Here is a 10,615-nt window from a genome sequence, read left to right as displayed (position 1 = left end):
CAATCCCGCCAACGCCCGCAACAGCACCACCTCGAGCCAGCCCCGCGCCGGTCAGAACCGTGCAACGCGGCACACAACAACAATCGGACTCGCCCGATACTGCCTTTGTTCAGCAGTCTCCTAGGGCGTGTCTCCAAAATCCACGCCCGCTGCGCGACGTTTCGCATCCGATCTGGCTGCGTTGGCGTCGCTCGACAGCCTCCAGGATGCCTTCGCGGCGCCGCCTTGCCAGATCGGCCCGAAACGCCGCTCGCGGCCGCCGTGTCTTTAGGAGACACGCCCTAGTCTGCGACCGCCGTGGCCATGGGTCGCGAGCTGTCGGCGGCCGCGGCCTGAGCCGACGGCGTACGCCTGAAGACCACGAACGCGATCACGGCCGAGACCGCCATCATCGTGACCGGGAGCCAGAACGCGACCTGCAGGGCCTCGGCAGCCAGCGGTGCGACCGCGGAGAGCTCGTCCGACGGCACGGAGCTGAGGGCTCCCACGCCGTCGCTGCCCAGCCCGGGAAGGCGTGCGGAGAGCGCGGCGGCGAGGAGCACGGAGACACCGGCGGTGCACAGCGCCGTGGCGATCTGGTTGAGCACGTTGATCATCGTCGAGCCGGCCGGGATCGCGCTGTCCTCGAGGAAACGGGTGGCGATGGTCATGGTCGGCAGCATCACGAACCCGGCGCCCGCGGTCGCGATCGCGTGGGTCGTGGCCAGGACGGGCATGGACGCGTCGGCGCTGAGCTGGAGCGCCAGTGCTCCGAAGCCCAGGGTGGAGACCACGATGCCCGAGCCGATCACCGGCAGCGGTGGGAAACGGTCGATGAGACGCCCGGAGATCTGGATCATGATGCCCGCCGCGACGCCGGCCGGAGCCATCAGCAGGCCAGCGGTGGTGGCCGACTCGCCGCGTACGACCTGCCAGTAGAGGGGTACCAGGATCATCGAGCCGAAGTAGCCGCCCGCGAAGCAGACCAGCAGCGCGGCGCTGCCGCCGGTCAGGCGTCGGCGGAGCAGCCTGATGTCCAGGAGCGGTGCCGCGGCGCGGAGCGCGTGCCGGACGAACAGCGCCACCAGGACGACTCCGGCGCCGACCGGGACGAGCACGTCGGCGGCGAGCAGCGTGCCCTCCGCGAACGACGTGCCGAGCACCAGGAGCGCCATCGCGGGAGGAAGCAGGAACAGGCCGCGTACGTCGAGGCGGGCGCTCGGTCCGTTGGGTAGCCGAGGGAGGTTGCGTAGGCCGAAGAGCAGGCCGAGCACACCCAGCGGCAGGTTGATCAGGAACATCCACCGCCAGGACATGGTGTCGAGCAGCCAGCCGCCGAGCACGGGTCCGAAGACCGGGCCGACCAGGACCGGAAGGCCCATCAGCGCCATCAGCCGGCCGCGTTCCTCGGGAGGTGCGGAGCGCAGCGTGAGGGTCATCGCCGCCGGCATCACGAAGCCGCCGCCGAGCCCCTGCAGGACCCGGAACGCGATCAGCGACTCGACGTTCCACGAGGCGGCGACCAGACCTGAGCCGAGCGTGAAGACGACGATCGCGGTCAGGAAGACCTGGCGAGCGCCGAACCGGCTGATCGCCCAGGCGGCGGCCGGGATGACCGTTGCCAGCGCGAGCGTGTAGCCGGTGGCGACCCACTGGATCACCGGCAGCGAAGCGCCCGTCTCCTGGGAGAGACGGGCGATCGCTACCGCGACGATCGTGATGTCGATCGGGATCATCACCGTGCCGGCGATGACGGTGAGCACGATCGTGGTCGGGCTGGGCCCGGCCGTGCTGGAGTTGCTTGTCATGCCTCTAGTCTCGAACCTGAAGTTGACTTGAGGTCAAGCCGGTTTCAGCTGGATCTCTCCATGGTTCGTACGCCGACGAGGACCCCGATCACGGCAACGGCCGCTCCCGCGACGAAGCCGCCGGCGACGACATCGACCGGGAACTCACCGGCGAAGAGCGCGCGCTCGGCCTCCACGACGTACGTCATCGGGTTGATGTCGCTGAGGAACCGCAGCCAGCCGGGAGCGCCGTCGAGGGGGAGGAGCACGCCGGAGAGGAGCAGCAGCGGGAAGATCAGCATCTGCTGGACCGTCCAGAAGACCCAGTCCTGTTCCTTCGCGGCGGTGGCGAGGGCGAAGCTGAGCGCGCCCATCCCGATCGCGAAGAGCGAGACGATGACGGCCCCGACCAGGACCCCGCCGAGGTGGAGCTCGAAGCTGAACGGGGTCACCACGGCGAGGATCACCACGGTCTGGAACAGCACCGGCACGACCTCCTTCAGGGCCCGCCCGACCAGGAGCGAGGGCCGGGACAGAGGCGATACCAGCAGTCGTTCGTGCGAGCCGGAGCGGATCTCGGCGGTCAGGTCGGCGCCGGTCATGGAGGCGCCCATCAGTGCCGTCATGACGACGATCCCCGGCACGAACCATTGCAGAGCGCTGCCGCTCTCGACGGTGGGCAGGAGTGGTGCGAAGAGGCCGAGGAAGACCAGTGGCTGCACCATCGCGAAGAGCATGGAGGCCGGCTGGCGCAGCTTCGGGGTGAGCTCGCGGATCAGCACGGTCCAGGTGTCGGTGAGGAAACCGGTCGGCCTGCTCAGCGGCTGGGTCGTGCGTCGGATCCTCGTGCTCGTGCTCGTGCTCGGGACGGTGATGGTGGTCATGCTGCTGCTCCTTCGGTCTGGGTGGTGGACTCCGCCGACTCGCGCAGGCTGCGGCCGGTCAGGTCGAGGAAGACGTCGTCGAGGGTGGGGGCGTGGACCTCCATGCGGACCGCGGGCGTGCCGTTGGAGGCCAGGTCGATCGCCAGCGACGGCGCCTTGTCGGCGCCTCGCGGGGTCCGGATGGAGACCTGCACACCATCGCGCTCGATGAGGGTCGGGCCGCTCGAGCCGGCCTCGGCACGAGCGGCGGCGGCCATGGCATCGGCCTCGGAGCCGAAGCCGAGGATCACCAGGTCACCGAGCCTCTCCTTGAGTCGTGAAGCGGTGTCGTCGGCGATCACGATCCCGTCGTCGACGACGATCACCCGCCCGGCGAGAGCGTCCGCCTCCTCCAGGTAGTGAGTGGTGAGGACGATCGTGGTGCCGTCCTGGTGGAGCCGGCGGATCTGCTCCTGCAGGTTGACGCGGTTCTGCGGGTCGAGCCCGGTCGACGGCTCGTCGAGGAACAGGACCTCGGGGTGGTTGAACAGACCGATCGCGATGTCGAGCCGCCTGCGCTGGCCGCCGCTGAGCGTCTGCACCGGGCGGTCGGCGTGCTCCTGAAGGTCGAAGGCCGTGAGCAGCTCCTCGATGCGAGCCTTCGCGGCGGTGCGCGAGATGCCGTGCGCGCGGGCCTGGGACATCAGCTCGTCGCGGCCGCGCTGGATGAAGGCGGCAGCATTGCCCTGGCCGACATATCCGATCGAACGCCGGACCGCGGCGCGGGAGCGTACGACGTCGTGGCCGGCCACCTCGGCGGTACCGGAGGTCGGCGGGATGAGGGTGGTCAGCATCCGCAGAGTGGTCGACTTGCCCGCTCCGTTGGGCCCGAGGAAGGCGACGAGCTCGCCCTCGTGGATCTCGAGATCGAGTCCGCGTACGGCCTCGACGGTCTTCTTTCCTCGAGTGAAGTGCCTGGTCAGACCCTGGGTGCGGATCACCGGCCGGTGGTTGGTGTGGTTCGTCATGACTTCAGTCTCCGAGCCATTCCGGTCAGTTTCTGGCCGCATTCGAAAAATTGTTGCGAGATTCTGTTTAGAAGTCCGGGAACCGGGTAAGAAGGGGGCGGGGAGCTGAGCGCGGTCGGCTCGAGGAGGGGGCGAGCCGACCGTCGCCAGCCTGATTCGGAGCCGATCCGGACCTTGATGCCAGCCTCGTCGGGAATCAGGCCAATAGCTGACCTCAATCGCGCCTAGAGTCGGCGGCATGAGTACGAGCGCCCGGATGCTTCAGCTGCTGTCGCTGCTGCAGACCCACCGATTCTGGCCCGGCACGGAGCTGTCCGTACGCCTCGAGGTCAGCGAACGTACGCTGCGCCGTGACATCGAGCGGCTGCGCGACCTCGGCTACGACGTCGATGCCAGCCGCGGGGTCGCCGGCGGCTACCAGCTCCGGGCCGGCAACGCGCTGCCGCCGTTGCTGCTCGATGACGAGGAGGCGGTCGCGATCGCTGTCGGACTGCGCACCGCCGCGGCCGGCATGGTCGCCGGGATGGGGGATACCGCGGCCCAGGCGCTGGGCAAGGTCGTCGCGTTGATGCCGCCGCGGCTGCGGCGGCGGATGGACGCGGTCACCTCGCAGACCGACTCGCTCCCCTGGGGCGGGCGGGTGCCGCTGGACGCCGGCGTGCTCGGAGTCCTGGCGCAGGCCTGCCGCGACGACGAGACGCTGTCCTTCACGTATCAGGCGCCCGAGGCGGAGCCGACCCAGCGCCGCGTCGAGCCGCACCGGCTGGTGACGATCGGCAACCGGTGGTATCTCCTCGCCTATGACCGGGTCCGCCAGGACTGGCGCTCCTTCCGGGTCGACCGGGTCAGTGCCCCGATGACCACCGGTCAGATCTTCCGTCCGCGCGAGATCCCCGGCGGCGACGCCGCTGCGTACGTCCATGCCGGGATCCGCTCCCGGGCGGCGGCGTACGACATCTGTGTGCTTCTCCGCGTCGAGCCCGACGTCGTCGCGCGCCGTGTCGGCCGCTGGGGTGAGGTCGAGCCCGCCGAGGGTGGTTGCCGGCTGCGGATGCAGGCCGACGACCTGGGCTGGCCGGTGATGATCCTCGCCGGCGTCGACGCCGACTTCACCGTCGAGCAGCCCGCCGAGCTGGCCGAGCTGGTCAAACAGGCGGGGGAGCGGTTCACCCGCTCAGGCGCCGCGTCGTTCTGACCATTCCTCGCGCAGGAGCCCATAGACGACCAGGTCCCGGCGCTCGCCGGGGTAGGCCTGGGCCCCGCGCATTGTGCCCTCGTGGGTGAACCCGAGGCGCTCGGCGACCGCGCGACTGCGCTTGTTCATGACGGAGGTGTCGATGATCGCCCGGGCGATGTCGTGGTCCTTGAAGAGCGTGTCGAGCAACGCCGACACGGCCCGCGTGACCAGGCCGCGGCCGACGTAGGCCTCGCCCAGCCAGTAGCCGATCGTGGCCGACTTCTCATAGGTGTTGATCCGGGCGGTCGTCGCACCCGCGACCTGGCCGTCCTGGCGGATGACGCACGGGATCGCCTCGCCCTTGACCCACTGGGTCAGCAGGTAGGTGCCGAGCGCGGACACGCTGATCATGCTCTGGTCCGCGTGGGCCCACGGCTCCCACTCGCGGAGGTGCTCGAGGTTGGCGTTGATGAGCTTGTGGACGGCGAAGTCGGTCGATCGGTCACGCAGGACGATCTCCGCCCCGCTCCCGAGGTCGATGCTGAACACGGGTCTCCTACGGTGTCGGTCAGGACTTGGATCGTACGTCCTCAGCCGCTCCGCAGCATGTCCAAGAGCTGCTCCCCGTAGGCCCGCATCCGGGCCAGCACAGGGCCGGCCTCGCCCTGGAAGCGGCAGATCACGGCGTACGCGGCCCGTCGCTCACCCACCTCGAGCAAGCCGACCTCGGCGCGGACGCCGTCGTCGGTGCCGGTCTTCGTCCACACCCGCAGCTCGCCCTCCGGGGCGGTGTGCGCCAGCGGGTCCAGGCCGAAGGCGGAGGAGACCATCGACAGGTCCGTCGCGGGCGCCAGCCAGGACATGACGGTCGGATGCGGCTTCCGGAAGTACGCGACCCAGTCGGCTGCGCAGCCGATGGAGAGCATGGCCGGATCCTCTGGCCTGCGTACGTCCCGGACCGAGTCGTTCAGCATCGACCCGCCCGCGGCCAACCGCGCGGCGACCGCCTGGACGGGGGCGAGACCGACGTGGTCGAGGAGCACGTTGGTGGCCAGGTTGTCCGAGACCGCGCCGACCAGGCGGGCGCAGTCGTTCACGGTGAGCGCGGGTGCATCGAGGTATTGCCACAGTCCGCTGTCGGCGACCGGCGCGACACCGTCCTTGCGGAGCATCAGGTCGCCCAGGGACGGGTCCGGGTCGAGCATCTCGGCGAGGTGATGGAGCAGGAAGAGCTTCCCGACGCTGGCGGTCGGCAGCAGCAGATCCGGGTCGGACTCGAGGAGCACCTCACCCGAGTCGGTGTCGACGGCGAGGACCGACCAGTCCGTCTGCGACTCCATGCTTCAGACCGACTGGTCTTCACGCAGCTCGCCGACGACCTGGATCTTCTGCCAGATCTTGCTGGAGAGGTCGACGGTGAGGGTCTCGACCGTGCTCACCGTGGCGAGCACGACGTTGTCCTGGGAGTCCTCGGCGCACAGCGCGGCGGTCTTGCCGACGAGGCTGAGCAGCTCGGAGCAGTAGTCCAGGTAGTGGGCCAGCTCGTCGGCATCGAGGGTGAACCGGACGCTGGCCGGCGTCGGCGTGAACCCCGTGCGCAACCGCTCGGGATCCTTGGTGAGCTGGTGCATGTCGATGATGTGGGCCAGCGAGCGCAGCCGGTGCAGCAACCTCAGCGCCCGCGACCGCAGCAGCCGCTCCGGGATCGTGTAGAGGAAGAAGATCGCGACCGCGGCGAAGATGAGGTCGTTGACGGTGCTCTCCATCAGCGGCAGCCATTGGGCGCCGGTGAGCTTCTCGTCGCCGAACGCCATCGCAAGGGCCCAGATGATGGCGCCCGACGCGAGCGCCAGGACGACCAGGATCAGCGCTCGAGAGGCCGCGCGGGTCCAGAGCAGCCGGCGCCGGAGCCGGTCCCCGACACCGGAGGACTCGCTGATCAGGCCGGTCAGCTCCTCCGCGACCTTCACCAGCCCCCGGTCGGGGAAGCGTGCCGCGATCCGCCCGTGCAGCGTCTCGACGGTCTTCAGCACCTGCGCCGACTCAAGTCTCTCCAGTCCCACGACACCGGAGCGTAGTGGCCGCGCGCCGCCGGGGTGGGGAACTGCCGCGGATAGGCTGAGGTCGTGCCAGCCCGACTCAAGCCCGCGGCCGCCGTCGACGTCGCCGATGCTCTCGACCGCGTACGCAACGGGGCGACCGCCAAGGGCGACCTGCGGCTCCTCGCCAAGCACTACCTGGCCCTGCTCGAGCAGCGTGCGCCGGGCAAGAGCGTCGAGGTGCGGGTGCCGCCGTACGCCGCGGTGCAGGTGATCGAAGGGGTCAGGCACACCAGGGGCACCCCGCCTGCGGTGATCGAGACCGATGCGTCGACCTGGATCGCCCTCGCCACGGGGGAGACGACGTGGTCGGAGGCGGTCGACCAGGCCCGTGTCCGGGCCTCGGGAGAGCGCACCGACCTGTCGGCGTACCTGCCCCTGTAGACCGTCGCCGCTCACGTCACGGCCTACTTGTAATCTCACCCTATGAGCATCTCCACCGAAGACATCAAGGCCCGAGTAAGCGAGCTCTTCCCCGGCATCCGCAAGGACCTCGAGGACCTGGTGCGGATCGAGTCCGTGAGTGCAGACCCCGAGCGCCTGAGCGAGGTCGAGAAGAGCGCGGAGAAGACGTACGCCCTGTTCGCGGCCGAAGGTTTCGAGGTGGAGATCGTGCGCGCCTTCGACGGCGCACCGCCCGCGATCGTGGGTGAGAAGAAGGGGCCCGAGGGCGCGCCGACGGTGCTGCTCTACGCCCACCACGACGTGCAGCCCGAGAACGACCACGCAGACTGGAACACGCCGCCGTTCGAGCCGACCGAGGTCGGCGACCGCCTCTACGGACGTGGCGCGGCCGACGACAAGGCCGGCATCGCGGCGCACATCGGCGCGGTCCGCGCGCTGGCGGGTCTCGATGAGAACGGTGAGCTCCCGGTGACGGTCAGGCTCTTCATCGAGGGCGAGGAGGAGGTCGCCTCCGCGACGCTTCCCCAGCTCCTCGAGAAGTTCAAGGACCGCCTGGAGGCCGACGTCATCGTCATCGCCGACTCCAGCAACTGGGACGTCGGCGTCCCGGCTCTGACCACCTCGCTGCGTGGCCTGATCCGCGTCGACGTCGAGCTCCGCACCCTGACCCATGCGGTCCACTCCGGCATGTGGGGCGGCCTGGCTCCCGACGCGATCATGGCTCTCGTACGCCTCCTCGACACCCTGTGGGACGAGGACGGCGCCCCTGCGGTCGAGGGCCTGGTCACCGGACCGGCGGCGGACGTCGACTACCCCGAGGACCGGTTGCGTGCGGAGTCCGGCGCGATCGAGTCCCTCCACTGGGTCGGCAAGGGCTCGGCCGTCGAGCGGATGTGGACCCAGCCGGCGATCACGATCACCGGCATCGACGCCCCCAAGGTGGACGGCGCGTCCAACACCCTCGCCGCGAGCGCGCGCGCCAAGGTCACCATCCGGATCGCGCCCGGCGACTCCGGTGAGAGCGCCGTCGCCGCGCTCACCAAGCACCTGGAGAAGCACGTCCCCTGGGGTGCTGAGCTGACCACGAAGGTGGTCGACACCGGTGAGCCGATCGCTCTGGACGCGACCGGACCGGCCTACGACGCCGCCCGCGCCGCCTTCACCGAGGCCTGGGACGGCACCGCTCCCATCGACATGGGCGTCGGTGGCTCGATCCCGTTCATCGCGGAGTTCCTCGAGGCGTTCCCGCAGGCCAGCGTGCTGGTCACGGGTGTCGAGGACCCTGACACCCGGGCCCACGGCGCGAACGAGGGGCTCCACCTCGAGGAGTTCCGACGCGTCATCGTCGCCGAGGCGCTGCTGCTCCAGAAGCTGGGCAGCCGCTGAGCATCCGCCACTAGACCCCAGGCAGCGTCAGCGCGACCCGGGTGCCGTCGCCGGGGCTGGAGTCGAGCTCGACCAGCCCACGGTGGCGCCCGGTGATCTGCTCGACCAGCGTCAGCCCGAGCCCGGCTCCGCGCGATCCGCCGAGCGCGGAGTTGGAGCCTCGGTAGAACGCGTCGAAGACCTTCGGCTGCTCCTCGTAGGCGATCCCGACCCCGGCGTCGGCGACGATGATCGTCACCTCGTTGCCGGCGCTGTAGAGCGTGACGTTCACCCGTGAGCCCCGGTAGCTGTAGGTGAGCGCGTTCTTCACCAGGTGCAGGAACACCGCCCGCAGCTCGCGCTGGTCCCCTTGGACGTACGCCGGTCCGGTCGGGGTGGTCAGGACGCAGTCGATGTCCTTGCGAGCACTGTCGGGATCGAGCTCCTCGAGGACGTCGAAGAGCATCTCGGAGACCTCGATGGTGGTCTCACCGGCCGCGTTCGCCGGGTCCGAGACCCGGGAGAGCAGCAGCAGATCGCTGACGATGCCCTCGATCTGGGCGCTGCGCGCGGTGAGGGTCTCGACCTGGACGATCCACTGCAGCGTGTTGGGCTGCTCGTCACCGAGCGCGTTCAGCGAGGTGCCGAGCGCGTTCACCGGGATCCGGAGCTCGCGAGCGACGGCCTCGATCAGCAGGTTGCGCTCGCGGTCGGCGTCGGTGAGCTGCTGGGCGACGTCGCGCTCGGAGGTGTAGGCGTTGGCGGTGAGCACGATTCGCCCGAAGTCACGGCCGAGCTCCATCGCCAGCCGGCCCTCGGCGTCGGTCCAGGTGGGTCGCCCGGGGGAGCGCAGCAGGATGATGTGGCCCAGCCACTCGTAGTCGGCGCCGACGGGCACGACGAGCGCACTCTCGGCTCCGAGGGTCTCGAAGAACCTGTCGGCGACGGCGGCCTGCTCGTTCCACTCCGTCGAGTCCGTGATGCGCTGGCGGGACTGGATCGCGTAGGTGCCCTCCGCCCAGTATCGCGCGGAGTTTCGCGACGTGAGCGCGGCCAGGGCCGGGTCGGGGTCCCAGTCGAGCCCCGGGGTCGCGTGCACGACCATCTGTCTGCGCGGCCCCTTGGTCGCCATCCAGATCCCGTCGGCACCCAGACCGCGGATCAGCGCGTCATGGCTGGCGTCGAGCACCTCGGCGAGGCTGAGCTTGGAGCTGGCGTCGCGCAGGAACTCCTTGGCGGTCTCGAGGTTCGCGGCGCGCTCGTAGAGGCGCTCGCGCTCGAGGTAGCCGAGCACGACCCGCTGGGCACGCTTCGCGAACCGGTTGAGCACACGGCGCTGGGTGAAGTCGGGTCGGCGGCCACTGATCGGCATGTCGATCGAGAGGCAGCCCTGGAGGGAGCCGTCGTCGCCGAGGATCGGCGCGAGCAGCATGTCGTGCGGGTGCCAGGCGTCGGGGGCGTCGATCATGTTCGTGGTGGTGACCCAGCTACCTTCGTGGAGGTGCACCCGGTCATGGGGGATGAACCGCCAAGCGCCCCAGTTCTCGCCTCGGGAGAGGTTGTCCTGCACGTCCGAAAGGGCCCACCGGGCGCCGAGGATCTCCTCAGCGGTCTGCCGCTGCCCGCGCGCGTTCAGGCCGCTGGTGAAGCCGTGGATCGCGACCATCTCGACTTCGTCGCCGCGGACGACGTTGATCGCGGCGATGCCGAACCCGAGCAGCTCGCAGATCCCCTCGGCGATCATCTGCAGAGCGGGATCGGCCACCGGCGTCGTCGACTGTCGACCCGACGCGTGCGGTGGCACGTCGAGTGTGTCGGCTGACTGTGGTGGGGGCATCCTTGCTCTCGGGTGAGGCCAGCAGGCGTGTTGCTACAGCGTGGCAGTCTTGAGGGTCATCGCACCACGGAGTGT

The 10,615-nt window shown here is 69.7% G+C and carries 10 protein-coding genes; 3 read left to right on the top strand and 7 right to left on the bottom strand.

Annotation, left to right across the window (positions count from 1 at the left end; genetic code table 11):
• Positions 1-281 precede the first annotated feature (281 nt).
• Genes ACRDPS_RS12370 through ACRDPS_RS12360 form a run of 3 tightly spaced genes read right to left on the bottom strand, consistent with a single transcriptional unit; the run spans position 282 to position 3,657 of the window.
• Positions 282-1,787 carry a DHA2 family efflux MFS transporter permease subunit gene (locus ACRDPS_RS12370; RefSeq protein WP_431501937.1) on the bottom strand — a complete coding sequence of 502 codons (1,506 nt, stop codon included), beginning with the start codon at positions 1,785-1,787 and terminating at the stop codon, positions 282-284.
• Positions 1,788-1,831: 44 nt separating this feature from the next.
• Positions 1,832-2,650: an ABC transporter permease gene (locus ACRDPS_RS12365; protein ID WP_431501936.1), complete on the bottom strand. Its 819-nt coding sequence runs from the start codon at positions 2,648-2,650 to the stop codon at positions 1,832-1,834.
• Positions 2,647-3,657, bottom strand: coding sequence for an ATP-binding cassette domain-containing protein (locus tag ACRDPS_RS12360; RefSeq protein ID WP_431501935.1), 1,011 nt, complete (start codon positions 3,655-3,657; stop codon positions 2,647-2,649). The genes ACRDPS_RS12365 and ACRDPS_RS12360 overlap by 4 nt, the downstream gene beginning before the upstream one ends.
• A 238-nt stretch (positions 3,658-3,895) precedes the next feature.
• Between ACRDPS_RS12360 and ACRDPS_RS12355 the strand changes: the two genes are divergently transcribed.
• Entirely contained in the window at positions 3,896-4,852 is a 957-nt protein-coding gene (locus ACRDPS_RS12355; protein ID WP_431501934.1) for a helix-turn-helix transcriptional regulator, read from the top strand.
• Here the strand turns inward: ACRDPS_RS12355 and ACRDPS_RS12350 are convergent.
• The 3 genes from ACRDPS_RS12350 to ACRDPS_RS12340 are packed head-to-tail and all read right to left on the bottom strand — an operon-like array spanning position 4,832 to position 6,897.
• Positions 4,832-5,383: a GNAT family N-acetyltransferase gene (locus ACRDPS_RS12350; protein ID WP_431501933.1), complete on the bottom strand. Its 552-nt coding sequence runs from the start codon at positions 5,381-5,383 to the stop codon at positions 4,832-4,834. The two genes, ACRDPS_RS12355 and ACRDPS_RS12350, sit on opposite strands and share 21 nt — an antisense overlap.
• A gap of 41 nt (positions 5,384-5,424) precedes the next feature.
• On the bottom strand, positions 5,425-6,174 hold the full coding sequence (locus ACRDPS_RS12345) for a serine hydrolase (RefSeq protein WP_431501932.1): 750 nt from the start codon (positions 6,172-6,174) through the stop codon (positions 5,425-5,427).
• 3 nt (positions 6,175-6,177) lie between these two features.
• Complete coding sequence (locus ACRDPS_RS12340) at positions 6,178-6,897, bottom strand: hypothetical protein (protein WP_431501931.1); 720 nt, start codon at positions 6,895-6,897, stop codon at positions 6,178-6,180.
• A gap of 63 nt (positions 6,898-6,960) precedes the next feature.
• Here ACRDPS_RS12340 and ACRDPS_RS12335 point away from each other — a divergent pair, with 63 nt between their 5' ends.
• Positions 6,961-7,317, top strand: a complete 357-nt coding sequence (locus ACRDPS_RS12335) for a sterol carrier family protein (RefSeq protein WP_431501930.1) — start codon at positions 6,961-6,963, stop codon at positions 7,315-7,317.
• 42 nt (positions 7,318-7,359) lie between these two features.
• A complete protein-coding gene (locus ACRDPS_RS12330; protein ID WP_431501929.1) occupies positions 7,360-8,724 on the top strand; it encodes a dipeptidase in 1,365 nt (454 codons plus the stop codon).
• Positions 8,725-8,734: 10 nt separating this feature from the next.
• On the opposite strand, the gene ACRDPS_RS12325 is transcribed toward ACRDPS_RS12330, so the two are convergent.
• On the bottom strand, positions 8,735-10,468 hold the full coding sequence (locus tag ACRDPS_RS12325) for a sensor histidine kinase (protein ID WP_431501928.1): 1,734 nt from the start codon (positions 10,466-10,468) through the stop codon (positions 8,735-8,737).
• Positions 10,469-10,615 lie beyond the last annotated feature (147 nt).

Source organism: Nocardioides sp. (genome assembly GCF_050699375.1).
GTDB lineage: Bacteria > Actinomycetota > Actinomycetes > Propionibacteriales > Nocardioidaceae > Nocardioides.
The sequence above is the reverse complement of the archived record's forward strand: the minus strand, read 5'-3'. Positions and strand labels throughout refer to the sequence as shown.

Coding starts and splice junctions, on each gene's coding strand:
- ACRDPS_RS12355 (WP_431501934.1), top strand. CDS start 3,896: ATGAGTACGAGCGCCCGGATGCTTCAGCTGCTGTCGCTGCTGCAGACC.
- ACRDPS_RS12360 (WP_431501935.1), bottom strand. CDS start 3,657: ATGACGAACCACACCAACCACCGGCCGGTGATCCGCACCCAGGGTCTG.
- ACRDPS_RS12330 (WP_431501929.1), top strand. CDS start 7,360: ATGAGCATCTCCACCGAAGACATCAAGGCCCGAGTAAGCGAGCTCTTC.
- ACRDPS_RS12345 (WP_431501932.1), bottom strand. CDS start 6,174: ATGGAGTCGCAGACGGACTGGTCGGTCCTCGCCGTCGACACCGACTCG.
- ACRDPS_RS12370 (WP_431501937.1), bottom strand. CDS start 1,787: ATGACAAGCAACTCCAGCACGGCCGGGCCCAGCCCGACCACGATCGTG.
- ACRDPS_RS12365 (WP_431501936.1), bottom strand. CDS start 2,650: ATGACCACCATCACCGTCCCGAGCACGAGCACGAGCACGAGGATCCGA.